Source organism: Sinorhizobium sp. CB7 (assembly GCF_041357635.1).
In the GTDB taxonomy this organism is placed as follows: Bacteria; Pseudomonadota; Alphaproteobacteria; order Rhizobiales; family Rhizobiaceae; genus Rhizobium.
Map to the genome: position 1 here is coordinate 842653 of NZ_JAULLL010000001.1, position 20304 is coordinate 862956.

General features: G+C 58.9%; 20 protein-coding genes. 7 read left to right on the forward strand and 13 right to left on the reverse strand.

What is annotated here, in order from left to right; all coding sequences use genetic code 11:
• Positions 1-144: 144 nt before the first annotated feature.
• Positions 145-330, reverse strand: a complete 186-nt coding sequence (locus AAE029_RS03890; protein ID WP_371071463.1) for a hypothetical protein — start codon at positions 328-330, stop codon at positions 145-147.
• A gap of 69 nt (positions 331-399) precedes the next feature.
• On the opposite strand from AAE029_RS03890, the gene AAE029_RS03895 reads away from it, so the two are divergent.
• Positions 400-1449 carry a pyrroline-5-carboxylate reductase gene (locus AAE029_RS03895; RefSeq protein WP_371071464.1) on the forward strand — a complete coding sequence of 350 codons (1050 nt, stop codon included), beginning with the start codon at positions 400-402 and terminating at the stop codon, positions 1447-1449.
• 145 nt (positions 1450-1594) lie between these two features.
• Here the strand turns inward: AAE029_RS03895 and AAE029_RS03900 are convergent, their stop codons facing one another.
• Positions 1595-2272 (reverse strand): DJ-1/PfpI family protein, encoded by a 678-nt coding sequence (locus AAE029_RS03900; RefSeq protein ID WP_371071465.1) that lies wholly within the window; start codon positions 2270-2272, stop codon positions 1595-1597.
• 81 nt (positions 2273-2353) lie between these two features.
• Here AAE029_RS03900 and AAE029_RS03905 point away from each other — a divergent pair, with 81 nt between their 5' ends.
• On the forward strand, positions 2354-3310 hold the full coding sequence (locus AAE029_RS03905; protein WP_371071466.1) for a GlxA family transcriptional regulator: 957 nt from the start codon (positions 2354-2356) through the stop codon (positions 3308-3310).
• 208 nt (positions 3311-3518) lie between these two features.
• Here AAE029_RS03905 and AAE029_RS03910 read toward each other — a convergent pair whose 3' ends face one another.
• Positions 3519-4001, reverse strand: a complete 483-nt coding sequence (locus AAE029_RS03910) for an SRPBCC family protein (protein WP_371071467.1) — start codon at positions 3999-4001, stop codon at positions 3519-3521.
• A gap of 339 nt (positions 4002-4340) precedes the next feature.
• On the opposite strand from AAE029_RS03910, the gene AAE029_RS03915 reads away from it, so the two are divergent.
• The 4 genes from AAE029_RS03915 to AAE029_RS03930 all read left to right on the forward strand — a co-directional run bounded on the left by AAE029_RS03915 (position 4341) and on the right by AAE029_RS03930 (position 9610).
• Positions 4341-5489 (forward strand): mandelate racemase family protein, encoded by a 1149-nt coding sequence (locus AAE029_RS03915; protein WP_371071468.1) that lies wholly within the window; start codon positions 4341-4343, stop codon positions 5487-5489.
• A gap of 5 nt (positions 5490-5494) precedes the next feature.
• The gene (locus AAE029_RS03920) at positions 5495-6136 is read left to right on the forward strand and encodes an SGNH/GDSL hydrolase family protein (protein WP_371071469.1); all 642 of its coding nucleotides are present in this window, start codon (positions 5495-5497) and stop codon (positions 6134-6136) included.
• Positions 6137-6295: 159 nt separating this feature from the next.
• Positions 6296-7891 carry an ABC transporter substrate-binding protein gene (locus tag AAE029_RS03925; RefSeq protein WP_371071470.1) on the forward strand — a complete coding sequence of 532 codons (1596 nt, stop codon included), beginning with the start codon at positions 6296-6298 and terminating at the stop codon, positions 7889-7891.
• Between the two features lie 516 nt (positions 7892-8407).
• Complete coding sequence (locus tag AAE029_RS03930; RefSeq protein WP_371071471.1) at positions 8408-9610, forward strand: hypothetical protein; 1203 nt, start codon at positions 8408-8410, stop codon at positions 9608-9610.
• Between the two features lie 244 nt (positions 9611-9854).
• Here the strand turns inward: AAE029_RS03930 and AAE029_RS03935 are convergent, their stop codons facing one another.
• From AAE029_RS03935 to AAE029_RS03960, 6 genes are all read right to left on the reverse strand, one after another.
• Positions 9855-10616, reverse strand: a complete 762-nt coding sequence (locus tag AAE029_RS03935) for an ABC transporter ATP-binding protein (RefSeq protein WP_371071472.1) — start codon at positions 10614-10616, stop codon at positions 9855-9857.
• A complete protein-coding gene (locus AAE029_RS03940; protein ID WP_371071473.1) occupies positions 10617-11453 on the reverse strand; it encodes an ABC transporter ATP-binding protein in 837 nt (278 codons plus the stop codon).
• A 4-nt stretch (positions 11454-11457) separates the two neighbouring features.
• Positions 11458-12345 carry an ABC transporter permease gene (locus AAE029_RS03945; protein WP_371071474.1) on the reverse strand — a complete coding sequence of 296 codons (888 nt, stop codon included), beginning with the start codon at positions 12343-12345 and terminating at the stop codon, positions 11458-11460.
• Positions 12345-13367: an ABC transporter permease gene (locus tag AAE029_RS03950; RefSeq protein ID WP_371071475.1), complete on the reverse strand. Its 1023-nt coding sequence runs from the start codon at positions 13365-13367 to the stop codon at positions 12345-12347. Before AAE029_RS03950 ends, AAE029_RS03945 begins: the two co-directional genes overlap by 1 nt.
• Before the next feature lie 107 nt (positions 13368-13474).
• Positions 13475-13792 carry a cupin domain-containing protein gene (locus AAE029_RS03955; protein ID WP_371071545.1) on the reverse strand — a complete coding sequence of 106 codons (318 nt, stop codon included), beginning with the start codon at positions 13790-13792 and terminating at the stop codon, positions 13475-13477.
• 73 nt (positions 13793-13865) lie between these two features.
• A complete protein-coding gene (locus AAE029_RS03960; protein WP_371071476.1) occupies positions 13866-14615 on the reverse strand; it encodes a FadR/GntR family transcriptional regulator in 750 nt (249 codons plus the stop codon).
• Positions 14616-15229: 614 nt separating this feature from the next.
• Here AAE029_RS03960 and AAE029_RS03965 point away from each other — a divergent pair.
• A complete protein-coding gene (locus AAE029_RS03965; RefSeq protein ID WP_371071477.1) occupies positions 15230-15478 on the forward strand; it encodes a hypothetical protein in 249 nt (82 codons plus the stop codon).
• A gap of 112 nt (positions 15479-15590) precedes the next feature.
• Here AAE029_RS03965 and AAE029_RS03970 read toward each other — a convergent pair whose 3' ends face one another.
• From AAE029_RS03970 to AAE029_RS03985, 4 genes are all read right to left on the reverse strand, one after another.
• Positions 15591-16919 (reverse strand): MFS transporter, encoded by a 1329-nt coding sequence (locus AAE029_RS03970; protein WP_371071478.1) that lies wholly within the window; start codon positions 16917-16919, stop codon positions 15591-15593.
• 43 nt (positions 16920-16962) lie between these two features.
• A complete protein-coding gene (locus AAE029_RS03975; RefSeq protein WP_371071479.1) occupies positions 16963-17904 on the reverse strand; it encodes a hydroxymethylglutaryl-CoA lyase in 942 nt (313 codons plus the stop codon).
• On the reverse strand, positions 17901-19094 hold the full coding sequence (locus AAE029_RS03980; protein WP_371071480.1) for a CaiB/BaiF CoA transferase family protein: 1194 nt from the start codon (positions 19092-19094) through the stop codon (positions 17901-17903). The genes AAE029_RS03975 and AAE029_RS03980 overlap by 4 nt, the downstream gene beginning before the upstream one ends.
• A 103-nt stretch (positions 19095-19197) precedes the next feature.
• Positions 19198-20148, reverse strand: a complete 951-nt coding sequence (locus AAE029_RS03985; RefSeq protein ID WP_371071481.1) for a LysR family transcriptional regulator — start codon at positions 20146-20148, stop codon at positions 19198-19200.
• Between the last annotated feature and the right edge of the window lie 156 nt (positions 20149-20304).

The window sequence follows — 20304 nt, forward strand, 5'->3', positions numbered from 1 at the left end:
ACTTTGGTCTGATATCCACCCAAGCACCGCCGGAAACACGGACCCGGCAAGTCCGATACGGGCGGTCGGGTCAAACGTCCTCAAGCAGTGTTCGCACACCGGCGTCGCAGGTTAAGAACGTCTGATGTCTATTAAGCATCGGCGTCAGGCGGCCAAAAGGATGTCGTAGTCGTCCTGGCGGTTCAGCGCGCCGATCAGCTCCTCGGCCTCCTCGGCGGTGAGCATGTCCATGACAAACCCATTGACTACCGCTTTCTGCCCGGTGACTTCGTCGAACACCGTCCAGTAGATGTTGAGGTTCTTGTGAAGACTATATCTCTTGGCTTCCATGGGACATACCTCCGGATTGCCGAAAACTACCTTGCGCTACCCCGATGGTCCGGTCGCACTGATGCGACAGTGGGCCTGCTGCGGGGCAGGAGCGCGGGACCAATGCACCGTGATCATTTGGTGCGGGTACCTTCCAGAAGACATGAATATAAAAGCACGGTCGCATTCAGAAATGAATTATGCGTGCGACATAGCCACCCTATCCATTGGGATAGAGCCGCTAATCTCGGGTTCACCGTGAATATCACCGACGTCCTGTGCTGTCGGTCTTCCAAAGCCTTGCGGGCGATCCGATTGGTACTATTGTTGTCAGATTACGGTCCAGAAACCAACGCTGCAGGACACCTCATGAAACTTGGCTTCATCGGCACGGGCGCGCTCACCTCCGCGATTGTCGCCGGGCTAAAATCCGTTCCAGGCGACTCCGTGTCGATTTTCCTGTCGCCTCGCAACGAAGAAATTGCAGCCGGCCTTGCCTCACGCTATCCGGATGTCCGGGTTGCGACCGACAATCAGGCAGTCCTCGATAATTGCGATACGATCATGCTCGCGGTCCGGCCCCAGATTGCTCATGACGTCCTTAAAGAATTGCGGTTCCGGCGTGATCATTGCGTCGTCAGCTTGATCGCCACCCTGTCGCGCGGGGAAATCGCCGATTTGATTGCTCCCGCAGAGCAAGTGACGAAAGCACTTCCGATGCCCATGATCGCACGCCGACAGGGGGCGACAATCATTTGCCCGCCCGACCGCAGCATGGCGGCATTTTTCGGTAGGCTGGGAAAGGTGATCGAGGTCGAGGATCCGAGCGAGTTCGACGCGCTGAGCGTCGTTACGGCGACATTTGCCACCTATTTCAAATACCTCGATACGATTCATGGTTGGCTGAAAGACCATGGTGTTGAGGATCCGAAGGCGCGCGACTATATCGCCACCATCTACCAGGCTTTGGCAAACGCTCCAGGCGCAGCGCCGGATGCAGGGTTCATGCATCTGGCGACAGAATATGCGACGCGCGGCGGGATCAACGAACAGGTCTTGCGCGATCTCACCGCCCGGAACGTCTTTGATGCATTCGCAGAAACTCTGGATAGTGTGCACCGGCGCATAACGGCATCTTAAGCCCCTACTGCATGTTTTCCTTAAATGGGGATCGATTTAAGGATAAAAACATGAGCAATTCAAAGTGCTACAGCGACCTTTGTGCGTCTGAAAAGACGCACGGCGCTGTAGGGCGCTTTGATGTCGCGGTGTCCAGCGCGCGAAACTAATTGCGGACCATCATGCCAGCCAGGATTTCCTCCCGTTGCGCTCTCGAGCCCGCAAGGCGTTCCCGTGCCGCGGCCAAAATTCCGGGCGAGGCTTCTTTCGGGGTCCCCGCCGTGAAGGGCGGGGCGGGCGCATATTCCAACACAAGCTGGATGGTCTCTGCCTCCGTCTGTCCCAGCAATTCGCTGATGACGACCAGCCCGAAATCGATGCCCGACGTCACGCCGCCTGCAGTAATCAGATTGCCATCCTGCACGACCCGCCCTTCGACAGGCGTCGCTCCAAAGCACGGGAGGAAATCGAGCGCATTCCAGTGGGTTGTCGCGCGCCTGCCCCTCAGCAGACCGGCCGCACCGAGCACCAGAGATCCTGTGCAAACCGAAGTGACAAAGCGCGCTGCTCTTGCCTGTTCTCGAACGAAGTCCAGGACCGTTTCATCGGTCAGCAGCACGTTAACCCCGACGCCCCCCGGAATGCACAGGACGTCGAGCGGTGGGCATTCAGCAAAAGTCATCGTCGGCTGCAGGCGAAGCCCCGTCGATGACACGATGGGATCGTCCGTCTTCCAAACAAGGTCGACTTCCGCGCTTTTTGCCGAGGCAAAGACCTCATAGGGGCCGGTCAGGTCGAGTTGCTGGACATGTGGGAACACCAGGATGCCTAAGCGCACTGTCATTTAAATCTCCTGCTTGACTTCGTAGAGCCTAACAGGTCAGACTTTGGCAGGATTGCCATTTACCCCTCATTTCACGCCAAAATGTCACGCCGCGTCGAAATTCTAAGTTTTTCCGATAGCCAGCTTCTCGACGTTGCCGGCCCTTTGCAGGTCTTTGCGACGGCCAATGACCTCACGCGGATGTCAGGAAGGTCGGCGCCCTACGAGCCGGTCACGGTCGGTTCCACAGATCGGGTCACGACATCATCGGGGCTTGTGCTGAGCGTGCTTCCACTCCCGTCGACGGAGGCGCCTTTGGATACACTGATCGTATCGGGGGGCTGGGGCGTCTCCGCCGCATGTGAGGACCAGCACCTCATAGATTGGATCCGTCAGCGGGCGCGGGCTGCAAGGCGGACAGCGTCCGTTTGCAGCGGCGCTTTCCTGCTTGCGACAGCGGGGCTTCTCGATGGGCGGCGAGCGGTAACGCATTGGCAGAGATGTGCAGAGTTCGCGAGCCGTTTCCCGAAGGTGCGACTTGAGCCCGATCCGATCTTCATCCGAGACGGAGACATCTGGACGTCCGCAGGTGTCACCGCGGGTATCGACCTCGCCCTGGCACTCGTCGAAGCCGATTTAGGGCGTGCTACGGCATTGTCCGTCGCACGCCAACTCGTCGTCTTCATGAAGCGGCCCGGAGGGCAATCCCAATTCAGTGCCGCATTGACCCTTCAGGACCGTGGCGGGCGGTTTGACGACCTTCACGCCTGGATCATGCAAAATCTGAACCATTCTCTTTCGCTATCTGATCTTGCTGAACGTGCAGGCATGAGCATGCGCAGCTTCTCGCGGCATTATCGCGATGCAACCGGCCGTACTCCGGCTCGCGCAATCGAGGAGATACGCCTTGAAGCGGCGCGCCGCCTGCTCGAACAAGGGCTTCAGGTCGGCCGCGTCGTCACGCGTTGCGGTTTCGGAACAGAAGAGACCATGCGACGCGCATTTCAGCGCCACTTCGGCACGAGCCCGCAGGCTTACCGGGAGCGATTTTCCGCCTAAGCCTGTCGCGTGAAAGAGATTCACACGGCAGGTTTAGGCTTTGTTTTCATGCATGTCGTTGCCCCAAAACCGCTGGACACTTTTGCGCATGCATTAGTCATCTGGTTGTCCCATCAGTCTGACGGCGACCGATCGGCTCCAGGAGCCCGGCGTGACGGCCGAACTTTTCTGCACGGGATCAATCCTCCCCCATTGCCTGGCTGACGGATCAGTTTCCGCTCATTTCGGCTATCTTGTCGAGGCCGGCTTTGTAGATGCTGCTGATCACGCCCTTGGCCTCGTCATCGGATTTGCCTTTTGCGTCGAAGCTGCTTCTCCAGTCCACCTTGGTCCCATCTCCTTCTGCCGAGACGCGGATCGTGGCGCGATAGTTCTGGACGGGAAGCGGAGAGTCGACGATGTCATAGGTGTAGCTGGTGTCCGTCTGCTCGACGAGCTTCTCCTTGATTGTGCCGCCGGCGCCGAGCGTCAGCGTGCGATAGGTCGCACCACCTTCCTCGTTCTGCTCGCACTTCGATACGGCGGGATGCCAGGTCTGAATGGCGCAGAAGTCGCCGATCTTCTGCCAGACCGCGTCCGGCTTACCCACCACAGTGGTGGAGCTTGCGACCTCCAGTGCAGAGCCCGATCCGGCCAAAAAGCCCATTGCAGCAACGGTGAATGTCAGGGTTACCAGAGTTCTTGTTGTCATCTGCGTTTTCCTCCCCACGATGACCCGCAACCATCTATTGTCTCATGAATGTCGGCCTCCCGATAGAACCGAGAAGGAGCTCAGCATGCGGTCTTTCATCTGCCCGACGTGACGCGTCGGTCCAGCTCCAGCATTGGATGGACGAGTGATCAGCGGCCACATCTGAGCCCCTGCGATACGATCGAGGCTGAGCCTTACGCGACCTGTCGGACAAATATGTCGGAAAGTACGCATTTCCTCGATGCCGGCCAAAACCTATTTGACATGTAATCCAGTCAATGACTAAATATGTCTGACAAGTTAATCTGCTGGGCCTGAGCTCGCAGTCTGGGAGAAATAATGATCATCACCGACGTCGAAGTCCGCGTCTTCCGCACGACCACCCGGCGGCACTCCGACAGTGCCGGTCACGCGCATCCTGGCCCGCCGCACAAGGTGGATCAGGCCGTGCTCACGATCCGGACGGAGGACGGCCACGAGGGCCACTCCTTCACTGCGCCAGAAATCGTGCGCCCGCATGTCGTCGAAAAGTTCGTCAAGAAGGTGCTGATCGGCGAGGATTGCCGTGACCGTGAACGGTTGTGGCAGGATCTCGCCCATTGGCAGCGCGGATCGGCGGCGCAACTGACGGACCGGACGCTCGCCGTTGTTGACTGTGCACTTTGGGATCTCGCCGGTCGCGCAGTCAAAATGCCTGTATACAAGTTGATCGGCGGCTATCGGAACAAGGTGCTTGCATACGGCTCGATCATGTGCGGCGACGAACTGGAAGGGGGGCTGGCGACGCCGGAAGACTACGGTCGCTTCGCCGAAACGCTGGTCAAGCGTGGATATAAAGGCCTCAAGCTGCACACCTGGATGCCGCCTGTCAGCTGGGCACCCAACGTGAAGATGGACCTCAAAGCCTGCGCAGCCGTGCGTGAGGCGGTTGGTCCGGATATCCGCCTGATGATCGATGCCTTCCACTGGTATTCGCGTTCGGATGCGCTGGAACTCGGCCGCGGGCTGGAAAAGCTCGGCTTCGACTGGATCGAGGAGCCTATGGATGAGCAGTCCATGTCTTCCTACAAGTGGCTCGCCGATAATCTCCACATTCCAGTCGTCGGGCCGGAAAGTGCTGCCGGCAAGCACTGGCATCGCGCTGAATGGGTAAGGTCCGGCGCCTGCGATATCCTGCGCACCGGCGTCAATGATGTCGGCGGGATCACGCCGGCCTTGAAGACGATGCGCATGGCCGAATGCTTCGGCATGGAATGCGAGGTGCACGGGAATACGGCCATGAACCTCCACGTGGTCGCCGCCTCGAAGAACTGCCGTTGGTACGAACGCGGCCTTCTGCATCCCTTCCTCGAATATGACGATGGTCACGATTATCTGAAATCGCTCTCCGACCCCATGGACCGGGACGGCTATGTGCATGTGCCCCAGCGCCCCGGTCTTGGCGAGGACATCAATTTTGACTTCATCGAAAACAACCGGGTGCGGTAAGTGACATGAAAACCGTTCTGGCCTTTGGAGACAGCCTGACATGGGGAGCGGACCCGCAAACAGGTCTGCGCCACCCCCGCCAGTTCCGCTGGCCTGAGGTCCTGCGAGCCGAACTTGTCGGACTGGCTGAGGTGATTTCGGAAGGGCTCGGCGGACGGACAACCTGCTACGATGACCACACGGGACCTGCCTGCCGCAATGGGGCGCGGGCGCTCGAGGTGGCACTTGCGAGCCATATGCCGATCGAGCTGGTCATCATCATGCTCGGCACCAATGACCTGAAACCCGTCCATGGCGGGCGAGCGGAGGCAGCGGCATCAGGCATGCGGCGATTGGCGGAGATCGTCGAAACCTTTCCCTACAAGCCGCGGTACGCGCGGCCAAAGCTGATGCTGGTGGCGCCCCCGCCTTGCCTCGCAGGATCGGAAGGACAGACCGCCGGCGGACGCAGCGTCATCGAATCCGAGCGATTGGCGCCCCTCTATCACAAACTCGCAGCAGAGCTCGGACACGCATTCTTCGATGCGGGCACAGTTGCCCGTGCCTCAGAGATCGACGGCGTTCACCTGGACGTGGCCAACACGGCGGCCATCGGGCGCGCACTGGCCGGACCTGTGGCCGACATTCTTAGAGCGGCACCGCTCTAACCTTTTGTTTTTACGCAATTCCGACCGGAAAACCGCGTTCCGCACTTTTCCTGGAATTGCACTGGTTAACCTGTCTGGCATGCGGGGGATCGTACCCGCCGGACGGATCAAAACGTGGAGGATCGTGTCCCGCAGGGACCGGCAACAAATGGAGGAAACATGCGACACTTTCTTGCAACCGCGGCCTTCGCTGCGCTTCTGATTGGCGCTGCGCCGGTTGGCGTTCTGGCGGAGACACCGAAAGACCAGCTCGTTGTGGCGACGACAATGAGCAATATCCTGACGCTCGATCCGGCCGCGATCACGGGCCGCGAGACCGTTCAGGTGCTCAACAACATCTACGATACGCTGGTGATCCTCGCGCCGGAGGACCGGACAATCCAGCCGCGTCTCGCCGAACGCTGGGAGATCGCCGAGGATCGCATGTCGATCCGCTTCCATCTGCGGGATGCGACGTTCGCGTCTGGCAATCCGGTGACAGCCCATGACATGGTCTGGAGCCTCAAGCGCCTGCTGACCCGCAACCTGGCGCAGGCTTCGCTCCTCAAGACCCGTGGGTTCACGGCGGAGACCGCCGACAAGCTCTTCGTCGCCGAGGATCCGAAGACTTTCGTCTTGAACCTGCCGAAGGCGGACGACCCGAACCTCGTCCTGATGGTACTCGCCCAAAATGGGCCAGGCTCGATCATCGACAGCAAGACAGCACTCGACAACGAAAAGGACGGCGACCTCGGCGGAGGCTGGCTGACGCTGAATTCCGCAGGTTCCGGCCCCTTCAAGCTCACGCAATGGAAATCCAACGAATACATCGTTCTCACGCGCAACGACAGCTACTGGGGCCAGAAGCCGGCGATGAAACGCGTGCTGCTCCGTCACCTGCCGGAGTCGCAGTCGCAGCGCCTGATGCTCGAAAAAGGCGATATCGACGTCGCCTATTCGCTGCAGGCCCCGGACCTGAAGTCACTGGAAACCGATAAGGAGATCAAGATCGAGTCGACGCCCGGTTCCGGCTTTTACTATCTCGGCGTTTCCATGAAGGACGAACGCTTTGCCAACGGGAAGGTGCGCGAGGCACTGCGCTATCTCATCGACTATGACGGCCTCGACAAGGCGGTGATGCCTTATTACGGCAAGCTGCGTCAACGTCAGATCAGCACCGGCGTCATGGGCTCGCTGCAGGATCCGGGCTATAAGCTCGACGTCGGGAAGGCGAAGGCGCTTCTAGCCGAGGCAGGCTACCCGAACGGTTTCAAGACGACGCTGCGCGTGCTTTCGGAAGACCCGTTCATGAAGGCCGCGACGGCCATACAGAACACGCTTGGACAGGCTGGAATCCAGGCCGAACTGATCACCGGCTCGGGTGACCAGATCTACGGCGCGATGCGCGAGCGCAACTTCGAACTGCTCGTCGGCCGTGGTGGTGGGGGACAGCAGCCGCACCCCGACAACAACCTGCGGGCGCTTGCCTACAATCCGGACAATTCGGATGAGGCGAAACTGACCAACTATCAGGGATGGCGCACAAGCTTCTACGACGAGAAGCTCAATAAGATGATCGAGGATGCGCTGGTCGAGCGCGATCCGGCCAAGCAGACGAAGCTCTACGAGGGCATCCAAAACTACATGGAAGGGGTCGTCATGTCGATCCAGCCATTTTCGGAGGTCATCGACACTGCCGCCTACCGTGGCGACGTAAAGGGCATGATCGTCAGCCCCTGGCTGTCCCGTTTCGAAGGGATCACCAAGGAGCGCTGATCCTTCGAAAGCTTCGATACGGTCGAATGGGGCGCACGGCGGCATGCGCCTCATTTGTGCAATTAAAGCCTGTCGCGTGAAGGAAGGCTCACGCGACAGGCTTTAGCTTGTTGTTTTCATGCATGTCGCTGCCGCAAAACCGCTGCACACTTTTGCGCGACATGCGTTAGATCCCATGGGGAGTCGCTGGCGACCTGCGTCCTGGCAGAGTAGCTATCTACACAACTTTCAGTTTGGAGCAAGTTTGGCCGGCTAAGCCGTGTCTGAAACCTGCGGTACCTTGTTAGCGCGTCGACTTGCGGGCGTTATGCACCTTAATCCCGCTTACAAGGACGATATCTCACCCATGCAGGGCCAAGGGCATTACGACCATTTTTCGAAACTGGCAGGACATGTCAAAGCGGCAGCCAGGCGCAAGTTTTGACGACCAAGCTATGCATAAGATCGCGGCATCAGATGGAGACATGATAAGTGGGATCAGTTGTTTTGATTACGTTTGCTGGTCGACAGCAAAGAATGGAAATACTCACAAGCTACGTGAGAAAAGCGCTAGACGCCGGAATTATTGACGAGTGGCACGTTTGGGACTTTACCCGATCCCCAGTTGATCGCGAGTGGGTTACGAGGGAATTTGGGCCGGCTCGCTATATGCACGCAGACGTGCCTTATATGCATAAAGGAACTGTCTCCTCGTTTTCTTCTTTCCGAATGGAAGCGGCTATCTCAGGTGATCTGCACTTGGCAGTACTTCCGGAAGATGACCCGGATCATTTTTACGAGATCGTCATCGGTGGATGGGACAATAGGCAAAGTGCGGTCCGCAAGCTCCGTAGAGACGAGCTATACGCCTTCGAACGCAATAACGAAGTTTTGTGGGTTCACCCGACTCCAGGTGTCCTCTCCCCAGGTTGCCCCAATGATGTTGTGTTGCAGGTCGATGCCGCCGGTGTTCCGACGCTGCATGTGAACGATGTGCTGATCGGCACGTGGCCGTATATAAAGCTAACGTCTGGAGCCTCGGTAATGGTCCGCGGCGGGTTTGGATCCGATTTGGAATTGAAAGACGTCAAGGCCCCGATCAGGCGTTATGTCGGCCAGCCGAATGAAGCTTTCCCATACTATAGATCCTATGAATACTACGCACGAAACCTGGAGGAGTTTGCCGATACCGTATTCCTGAAGTGTGATGACGATATCGTGTTCATGGATTTGTCGAAGCTGAGCGACTTCATAAACTTCCGCCGGGAAAATCCCAACTATATGGTCGTCTCAGCGAATGTGGTGAACAACGTCGCATGCGCGTACTGGCAACAAGCATCAGGTTCACTTCCGCTGGAGCTCGGTGTCTTTGAGTACCCGCCGGATTATGGTGGGTCGTTGTGGCAGGATGCGGATCGAGCTAATTCACTGCACGATTTCTTCTTGCAGAGGGAGGACAAGTCTCTTCCTCTTGGGAAACGCGTGGTTGAAACTACCGGACGTGTTTCGATCAACTTTATTTCCTGGCTGGGTCGAGACCTCCGGCACATGGGAATTCGGGGAATAAATGACGAGAGAGCGTTGACGCTTGACCTTCCAGCGTTTCTGAATAGACCGGTTGGAATTTTTTCGGATTTCGTCGTGAGTCACCTAAGCTTCGGCCCCCAGGAAACAGGCTTACATGTTGATCGACTCCTGGCGGGCTACCGAGACCTCATGGAACGAACACTCTCCAGATGAGCTAGTTAGCTCTCTTTCTGCCGCATAAGATTGTAGCAAGCGGCCAGCGCTGTTCTCCAGTGCCGGCCGTAGTGCTTTCTTCGACTAATGTTTTTGGTCCAAGCCTGCCCAATGATTCGGGATTATGGAGGAAGTGCCACAAGGCAGATGAGGGCGACGACGTCTCTTCAGAGCGTCCGCACAGTGCATTCGGATCGAGTCCTTCTCTGATAGCGATCTCAGCGGGCCTTGTGTTGCGGCTGTTTCAATGATGGCCTTCATATTCCAAGGAAGCGCCGATCAACTCGCGGGAATAGGGGTGCGTTGCCTTGTTGCCGGGGATTGCCTCGCGCGGCAGGATTTCCGTGATTTCGCCGCGTAACATCACGGCAAAGCGGTCACACATGTGATCGACCACGGCAAGATCGTGCGTCACCATGATGTAGGTAAAGCCGCGCTTGTCGCGCAGGCGCTGCAGGAGGTTGAGGATTTCCGCCTGCACGGAGACATCGAGGGCCGAGGTCGGTTCGTCAAGCAGCAGCAACGACGGCTCGAGGATAAGCGCGCGAGCGATCGCCACGCGCTGGCGCTGGCCGCCGGAGAGCTGGTGTGGAAAGCGGTCGAGGAACGCCGCCGGCAGACCGACATCGGCAAGCGCCTTTCGCATGCGATCTTCGTGGTCTCCAAGCTTGTGGATACGCAGCGGTTCTGAAAGAACGGTGCGTACCGACTGGCGCGGATGCAATGAGCCATAGGGGTCCTGGAAGACCATCTGCAGCGTCCGGCACCGCTCGATCAAAGGTATCTCACGCACCGACCTTCCGTTGATTTTGATCTCGCCCTGCCAGAAATCGGTCAGCATGGCGATGCAACGCAGAACGGTGGATTTTCCCGAACCGCTTTCGCCGACGAGGCCGAAGCATTCGCCCGGCTCCACCGAGAAGGAGACGTCGGGCAGCACCCTGGCTGCAGTCGGGCCGCTGCCGAAGACGATGGAAAGATTGCGTGTTTCGACAGAGACCGTCATTTATGCATTCTCCTCCAGCCATTCCGGGCGCCGGTCAAGGACCGCAAGCGGTGCGCGCACGCCGCCTATGCGTGGCTGCGCCGCCAGAAGGCCGCGGGTATAGGGATGCTCCGCCCTGTCGAGATCACGAGCGGCGAGCGTTTCCACCACGCGACCGGCATACATGATCAGCACCCGATCGCAGAAATTGCGAACCAGATTGAGGTCGTGGCTGATCATGATGAGGCCGATCCCGCGGTCACGCACGAGGCCGTCGAGAATATTCAGCACCTGAAGCCGGACCGTGACATCGAGTGCCGACGTTGGCTCATCGGCAATGACGAGGTCTGGATCTGCGAGCAGCATCATAGCGATCATGACGCGCTGGCCCATGCCGCCGGAAATCTCGTGCGGATATTGATCGTAGACGTGGTCCGGATCGCGGATCTTGACCGCCTCCAGCATCGCGATTGCCTTTGTGCGCGCCTCGGCCCTGCTGCACTTGAAGTGGCGCAGATAGGTCTCCGCCACCTGGTCTCCGACCCGGCGTATAGGGTTCAGCGAGAATTTTGGATCCTGCAGTATCATCGACATGCGCCGTCCGCGCACATCGAGCATCTGTTTTTCCGTGAGCGACAGAAGGTCGACATCCTCGAAACGCAGCGTGTCGGCGGTCACCTTGGCGGAAGGCAGAAGCCGCAGAAGCGCGCGTCCCACCGTGGATTTGCCGGAGCCGCTTTCGCCGACGATGCCGAGCCTTTCGCGCCCGAGCGTGAAGGAGACGCCGCGCACGGCATCGGAGGACGCGCCCCCATAACGGATGTGGAGATTGCCGACTTCGAGAATGGGTCGATCCATAGCCTTATCTCCGGTTCATCTGCTTCGGGTCCAGCGCATCGCGCAGGCCGTCGCCGAGGAGATTGAAGGCAAGGCTGACCGCCAGGATGGCCCCGCCGGGGAAGGCGACAAGCCACCAGCTGTCGAGCATGTAGCGGCGCCCGGTCGAGATCATCGCACCCCATTCAGGAAGCGGCGGCTGCGCGCCGAGGCCGAGGAAACCGAGCCCGGCAGCAGTCAGGATCACCGTCGCCATGTTCAGCGTCAGGCGGATAACTACCGAAGGCAGGCACATGGGTGCGATCGACTTGACGATGATGCGCATCCGCGAGGCGCCTTGCAGCCGGGCGGCGGCAATGTAGTCGGCATTGCGGAAGGTCATGGCCTCGGCGCGGGCAAGACGTGCGATCGGTGGCCATGACGTGAGCGCGATGGCGATGATCGCGTTGTTGAGGCTCGGTCCAAGGGCCGCGACGAAGGCAAGCGAGAGGATCAGGCTCGGGAAGGAGAGAAAGATGTCGGTTATGCGCATCATCACCGTATCGAAACGGCCGCCGAGATAGCCCGACGTTGCCCCCACCGCGAGACCGATCGGCCCGACGACGATCGATACGAGGAAGATGATCGTCAGCGTGATGCGGGCGCCCCAGACCAGACGGCTGAAGATGTCGCGACCGAGTTCGTCCGTACCAAAGAAATGACCGTTGCCCGGCGGTTGCAGCGTATTGGCGAGATCCTGTGCATAGGGATCGTGCGTGGCAAGCACCGGGGCGAGCACGGCAGCCAGAATGAGCAGCGACAGCACAGCCAGACCGAATGTCGATGTCGGGCTTTTCAGCAGGAAGACGACGATGTTGCGCAGCGCGTTGAACGAGGCCGGCAGACGGAACTTGGAGATGGTTGTGGCCGACATCAGCGGGTCCTCGGATCGAACAGGCGGTAAAGGACGTCGGAGAACAGGTTCAGTCCGATGAATATGACGCCGACAATCAGGACGCAGGTCATTACCGCATTCATGTCGCCGATGATAAGATTGCTTGTGAGATACTGTCCGAAACCCGGCCAGGCGAAGACCGTTTCGATCAGCACGGCGCCTTCCAGAAGCGAACCATAGGCGAGCGCGATGATGGTGACGAGCTGGACGCGGATGTTGCCGAAGGCATGGAGCCACACCGTCTGCCGGCGCGAAAGCCCCTTTACCCGTGCCGTGGTGATGTATTCCTGCCCAAGCTGATCGAGCATGAAGCTGCGCGTCATGCGGGTTATGTAGGCCGAAGATGAATAGCCGAGCAAGGCGGCCGGCAATATCAGATGGTTCACGGCCGAATAGAAGACGTCCATGTCGCCCGCAAGCAGGCTGTCGATCAGGAGGAAGCCCGTACGCTCCTCGACAAGACCGATATAGAACTGGTCCATGCGCCCGCTGCCACCCACCCAGCCGAGCTTGGCATAGAAGATGATGAGGGTGATCATGCCGGTCCAGAAGATCGGCATGGAATGGCCGAAGAGACTGAGAACGCGCACAAAATGGTCCGGCCAGCGGTCTTTGTTGACGGCGGCGAAGACGCCCATCGGCACACCGAGCCCCGCTCCCAGAAGAATGGCGAAGGTGGCAAGTTCGATCGTCGCCGGCATGACGTGGAGAATATCCTCGATTACCGGCTGACCGGTGCGGATAGATGTCCCAAAATCCCCGGTTAGGACGTCGCCAAGATAGTAGGCGAATTGCTGCCAAAGCGGTCGATCGAGGCCAAGGGAGCGGAAGACCTGCTCATAGGTCTCCCGGGTCGCATCCTCGCCGACGATGGCACGCACCGGGTCTGCGGGCATCATCCGCCCGATGATGAAGGTGAGCACCAGCAGGCCCAGCAGCGTGACCAGAATGCTACCGATATGGCCGGCAGCACCGTGCATGGACAGGCGTCTTGTCGACATGGTTCCTCCATTCAGCCGCCGACCAAGCGGCGGAGACAGGGCTCCCGTCCTGTCTGACAACTTAGGCCAAACCTGTCACAGGCTTAATGGGCTGTCAAGCGCGGCAATCAAAGGAAGTCGTCGCGGCGCGGGGTGAAGCAGTCAATGAGTTCGCCTTCTTCGATGCACTGGCATCCGTGTTCGACGTTCCCGGGAATGACGAGACTGTTGCCCGCGGTCAGTTCATAAGCCACCCCGTCGCGGAAGAACCGGAAACGACCGCGTGCGACATAGGTGGATTGCACGTGCGGATGGCTGTGAAGCTTGCCTTCAGCGCCGGTTTCGAAGCGGAAAGACACCACCATCAGCGCCGGCGCCTCGGACAGGACCTGGCGCTGCACGCCTTTGTCGGGGGAAACGACGGGAAATGCGGGAAGTGACATGATGACCTCGCTGACAACAATAGACGTGTATACCTTTTACCGAGTAAATCCTGTATGACAACAATGTTCAATACATCTAAGTCTGATCTTCCGTCGGGGCAGTTCGGGATCTCAGAAGCGCTTTGTAGCGGTCGAGGCTGCCGCGCAAATGGGCTCGCATATGCTCACGAGCGGCAGCCGGATCGCCCTCGATGATCGCATCGACGATCCGCCCATGCTCCTCCTGGAGATGGAGATTGTAGTCCTTCGGTCGTGAACCGGGAGCCGCACCCTGCAGTTCCCCACGGGGGATGATGCCGGAGCGGATCAGTTGCAGAAACTCCGGAAAACGACGGTTCTGCGTGGCCTGGGCAATGGCTAGGTGCAGGTCGAAATCGGCGTCTCGAGTGGGCGCGCCGGCGGCAAGACATTGACCGACGCGGCTATGTGCCTCCAGAATCTCTTCGATCTGCGCTGCCGAACGGCGCGCTGCGGCAAGGGCGGCCGACTCCACTTCGAAAACCGTCCTCAGTTCGAGCAATTCGATGACGGAGGAAATGCGTTCCGTCTTTAGGTCCTTGAACGGCTGCTCCTGTTCGGGCTTTGCCTCCAGCGCAAAAACGCCTGCGCCCTTGCGGGCCTCCACGAGGCCATCGGCGCGCAAAATGGCGATTGCCTCGCGCACCACTGTCCGGCTGACGGAATATTGCCGGGTCAGCGCGCTCTCGCTCGGCAGACGGTCGCCGGGGCGAAACACCCCCTCTGTGAGTTCGCGTCGGAGATCCGAGCTGATCCTGGACGCAAGGGAGGTATCCCGGGCTATTGTGACGCTGCTGTTGTCTTCCATCCCTGCCTCGCTGTAACAAGCCTGTCAGGCATGTTTGTCACTTAAAGCTATTGCAGGAGTTTTGACCGACTGCAAGAGTTATGCGCGATCCAGCGTTAGTTACCCTGTCGTCAAGTCTTGAGGACTTTTTGCGACGCACAATCCGCTCGAGGGCGCAGCGCGATTTCCTTTACTTATATCATGTTGTGACATATTATGGTGGAGTCCGCATTGGGAGGAGGTTCGCGGGCGCGCGATACCGCCAGGTACCCCCACTCGCTGCGCTCGCGAACCATATCCCAAATCGTTGCTACAGATAGGGTATCGCTCGGACGCCGACGGTGTTCCGGACGAAGATTTGAACTGCATGGAAGCATAGACCACGACGGTTCACGACAAAGGGTGATGTTTTGTTGAGCGGCGCAGTATGGATATTTTGCAATCGCCTGGCAGGAGCGGTACAACAAACCGAGGATCGTGACACCCGGCGGGAAGGAGTTAAGACCTTGCCGCTATCGTGAATAGATCCACACGGGGATTGTCACGTCTGGCTTGAAAATGGGCTTTCTCTATACATAGCAGTTTTGTTCACCTTAGGGCGGCACGGTGACATGAATTCATTCAGGAACGCATTTATGATGTTTCTTGCCCTGACAATCTCGGCGTATGCGCTGGCGCCACGGCCGGCTCTTTCCGAAGATCGCTTGGCTGACTGCACTGAGGTGGTCGAGAAAGTCCTGTCGAAGACAACAGGTCGGCTGTTGTCATTTCGTCCGGGCAAGAAAAAATGCACCGTCGTTATCCTCATGCAGAACGCGGGCGAGCGTCCCGAGAAGATTGTCTTGCAAATCGATCGCAACTTGCCGGCTGACAAGACTGAATAGCGGTTCGACGTGGTGTAAGGATATCGACAACCCGCCTCAGCAGACCGAGACCTCCGAGCCCCGCGTCCGGCAGTGAGATGCACTCTTATTCCAGCCTCATGGAAGTCGCCAACTAACCGTCGCTTCGGTCACTGGCGTTCAGTCGACGGGGCATCGCGACGAGAAGGATTACACCACAGAATGCGCATAGGGCGCCAATGACATAAAGGGCAGGCGTCGTACTGCCTGTGTAGTCCTTGATCGCTCCAACGAGGGTGGGGCTGACGATCCCGCCGAGTTGTCCGATTGTGTTGATCAACGCGATGCCGCCTGCCGCTCCGACACCGGTCAGGATTTTCGGTGGCAGTGTCCAGAATGTCGGAATCGCAGCGACGACGCCGGCGCCGAGAATGGCGAGGGCGCCAATCAGCATCACGATGTTCATATCGAAGACACCGGCAGTAAGGAAACCGACAGCAGCCGCGATAATCAGGACGGCGACGAATTTCGGACGCTTTCCGGATCTGTCGGAAAGGCGTCCGACGACGACCATGCTGACTGCGCCGCAAATGTAGGGCACAGCCGTTAGTAGGCCCGTCAGTACAGTATTGTTGCTGCCTGCGGTCCTGATAAGGTCGGGAGCCCAGAAGTTCAGTCCGTAGGAGCCGATCTGGATCAGAAAATAGATCAGTCCCAGAAGCAGTACGCCTGGGGAAAACAAGGCCCGCCAGGACGAATGGCTTCCTGTCTGCTCTGACTGACGACGAAGTTGGCAGGAAATCAGCGCGCGTTCGTGGGTGTCCAGCCATGCGGCGTCCTCAACACGATCCTCGAGACGAAAAAAGACGACTATGCCAAGGATGACGCAGGGCAAGCCGCCGAGCAGAAACAGCCATTGCCATCCCGCCAGCCCGAACACGCCGCTCATGTAATGCACGACGAGGCCCGCCGCGGGAGCGCCGATGATGCCGGAGAATGCGGTCGCCAGAAAGAATGTCGACGTTATGCGACCACGGTAGCGCTTGGGAAACCAGAGAGTCAGATAATAAAGGATGCCGGGCGCAAAGCCTGCTTCCATCGCTCCAATGAGGAATCGTATGCCGTAGAACTGCCATTCGCTGCCGATCAGAGCCATTGCTACGGTCGCAAACCCCCAGGAAATCATGATGCGTGCGATCCAGCGCCGCGCGCCGAAGCGGTAGAGCAGCAGATTGCTCGGCACTTCGAAAAGCACATAGCCCAGCACGAAGAGACCGGCGCCCAGCCCGTAGGCCGTGTTGCTGAGTCCCAGATCTGTTTGCAATTCGGGTTTGGCAAAGCTGATATTGATGCGGTCGAAGAAGGCAAACAGATAGCAGATGATGATCAGCGGCATGAGCCGCCACGCGATTTTGCGAATGATGTCTTCTTCGGTAGAAGCCGCTTCTACGCGTTCGGACCGTTCGATTGTAGTTGCACGCATTCTCCTCCTCCGGAGGGGCGCCGCAGCTGTAGCGCTGCATGAATTATCCGGTGCGCCGCAGCGAAGCGGGCGCCGGATGCAGGTCGCTTACCAGACCCGCCTTGGCGACCTGACCAGGTACCTCATGACCGACCAGGGCCGGCAGGGTTCGCGACAGAGCCAGCAAGGCGCGCAGATTCAACCCGGTCGCGATTCCGGTTTCATGGCAAAGATTGACAAGATCTTCCGTGGTAACGTTGCCCGATGCTCCCGGAGCGAAAGGACATCCGCCCAGACCGCCGAGGGAACTGTCGAAGCGGCGTGCTCCCGCATGGTAGGCCGCCATGACGTTGATCAGCCCGAGCCCGCGCGTGTCGTGAAAATGGAGAGTAAGCTGCTCCGGCGATACGCGTTTCAAGACCTCTTTGACGAGATGGGCGACCCGCACGGGGTTGGCCATTCCAGTCGTGTCGGCGAGTGTCACGCCGGCAGCACCCGACGCGAGGTAGCGGTCAACGATAGCACAGACCTTGGAGACCGGCTGGTCGCCCTCGAAGGGGCAGCCAAAGGCCGTTGCGACCGTGGCATTGACCTCCACGGAAGAACTTCTGGCGAGTGCGATGGTCTCCGCAAGAGCCCTCAGCGAGCCATCGCGCGGCATTCCCATATTTGCGAGATTATGGGTCTCGCTGGCGGACATCACGAAATTCAGCTCGTCAGCGTCGGCTGCGAGCGCTCTCTGCGCGCCCATGAGATTGGGTACGAGCGCCACGTAGATGGTGCCCAGCCGGCGCTTGATGGCCGCAAAGACTTTCGCGGCATCCGCGAGGGCAGGCACTGCCCTTGGCGACACGAACGAACTGACTTCTATCCGCTGAAAGCCGACGGCGGACAAATCATCGATCAAACGAACCTTGTCGGCTGTTTCCACCCATTTGGACTCGATCTGCAAGCCGTCGCGGGGCGATACTTCCTGAATAACCATGGTGTCCGTTTGTGTGATCATTGGATCGCTCCGACCTTGCGCAAGTGCTGAACGCGTTTTTCGTCATATCCAATCCCGGCCAGGATATCGTCGGTGTGTTCGCCGAGCATCGGGCCCGGCCAGCGGACGACACCCGGCGTTTCGGACAGCTTGGGTGTGATCCCGGGCATCTTTACCGTGATATCCCCGGGCAGCACCGTCGGCAGCACCATCTCCCGCGCAAGGTAATGCTCGTCGGCGATGATGTCGGCGACCGAATAGATCCGGCTCGACGGGACTTCGGCCCATTCCAGTTGCCTGAGCACCTCGTCCATCCCGTGACGCACGGTCCAGGAGGCAATCGCGTCATCCAGCATGGCTGCTTTCGCCACGCGGCCGTCATTGTGAGCAAGCTCGAGATCATCGGCCAGATCGGGACGTTCGATCACACCCATCAGGCGCTTGAAAATGGCATCGCTGTTTCCGGCGATGACGACATAGCCGCCGTCGGAGGTCGGATAGGTGTTGGAGGGACAGATGCCGGGAAGCGCCCCGCCGGTCCGGGTCCTGATATGTCCCATGAGATCGTATTCGGGAACGAGGCTCTCCATTAAATTGAAGACGCTTTCGTAGAGAGAGACATCGACGACCTGCCCCTTGCCCTGACCTGTCTTGACCCGGAGCAGAGACATGAGCGCACCGATCACGCCATGCAGAGAGGCGAGGCTGTCGCCGATACTGATACCCACCCGCGCCGGAGGGCTATCCGGATCGCCGGTCGTATAGCGAAGTCCGCCCATCGCTTCACCGATTGCGCCGAATCCCGGGCGATCACGGTAAGGTCCGGTCTGGCCGTAGCCGGAAATTCGCACGATCGTGAGATTGGGATTCAGGGAAGAGAGCGTATCCCAGCCAAGACCGAGCTTTTCCAGTGCCCCGGGGCGGAAATTTTCGATGACCACATCGGCGCCGACCGCCAGTTCGCGCGCGATCTCCACGCCCTCCGGTGACTTGAGATCGATCGCGATGCTCTTCTTGTTGCGGGATTGCAGGTACCACCAGAGTGACGTGCCCTGATGCAGCTTGCGCCATTTGCGAAGAGGATCGCCGCTGCCGGGTTGCTCGACTTTTATGACATCTGCACCGAACTCGGCCATCAACCTGGCTGCGAAAGGTGCGGCGATCAGCGTTCCAAATTCAACGACTTTGATCCCGGCCAAGGGTCCGTTCATCTCAGCGCTCCACCGTTTAATTCAGGCGGATTTTCGGTCGCGCACGCGCCCAAGTCCAATGGTGTTGCACCAACGGCTGTTCTCCTTTGGAGAACGTGACCGGTTATTGCAGACGAACTGCACCGCCTTGCGGGCTTGAAAGGTGGTCGAACATCATCCGGCTTGCGATCGACAGTTCAGAGGCCTTGCGCACGACGATAGCCAGTTGTCGCTCGGCCCAGACATCGCGCAACGGAAGAGCGACGATATTCATGCCTTCGCTCAAAACCTCGAAGGCGCGATCCGGTATCAGGCCGACCCCCATGCCCGCTTGCACCATGCGACAGACCGCATCGAAGCCCGGGACATGGATGCGGAGCCGCAGGGACTTGCCAAGTTGCTGGGCGCTGTATTGGGACCTGAGATAGATGGAGCTCGTGGCAAACAACGCGACATGGTCAAAGTCCAGCGTATCGGCGAAATGGATGTCGCGCGCATTCGACAGCGGATGATTTGATGGGACGACGACGACGAGCTGATCCTGGCGATACGCGTATCGCTCCAGGCTGCGGGTATCGACATCGGCGGAACAGATCCCGATATCGGCAACGCCGTCCTCGACGCCACGTACGACATCCGCACTGGAGCGTTCCTGAAGGTCGAGCTTCAAGAGAGTGTGCGTGTTGAAGAAGGTTGGCAGATCGTCCGGCAAGAATTCGACAATTGACGAGAGATTCGCGAGCATTCTCACATGTCCGCGAACGCCGTGAGCATATTCGCCAACCTCGACGGCAATTTTCTCGATGTTCAACAAGGTATGGCGCGCATGGTGCAGCAAGGCTTCGCCCGCCGGCGTCAGCTTCATCCCATGCGGCACCCGTTCAAACAGAGCTACCTGAAGTGTTTCCTCAAGACTGTGCAGTCTCTTGCTGACCGCCGATGGTGCGATTGCCTCGCGCGAAGACGCTCGGGTGAGATTTCCCTCTTCATAGACAGCGACGAAGAGTTGCAGCGTGGTCAAATCCAGACGCCGCACAAGAGAGGCGATCTTCGCGCTTGATGTTGAATCGGGCATGGTACTCTCCATTTGCCTATCGCAACCTGGCTTGGCCTGCCCCTCATGAGCCATGTCATCAAACTGGGCATTGGAAAGGGCTAAAGTTAGGGACGCCGAGCCAACTTTCCGTGAGAACTGGCGAGAACAGTCAAATTGAAGCTTGTCAGGGGAGGG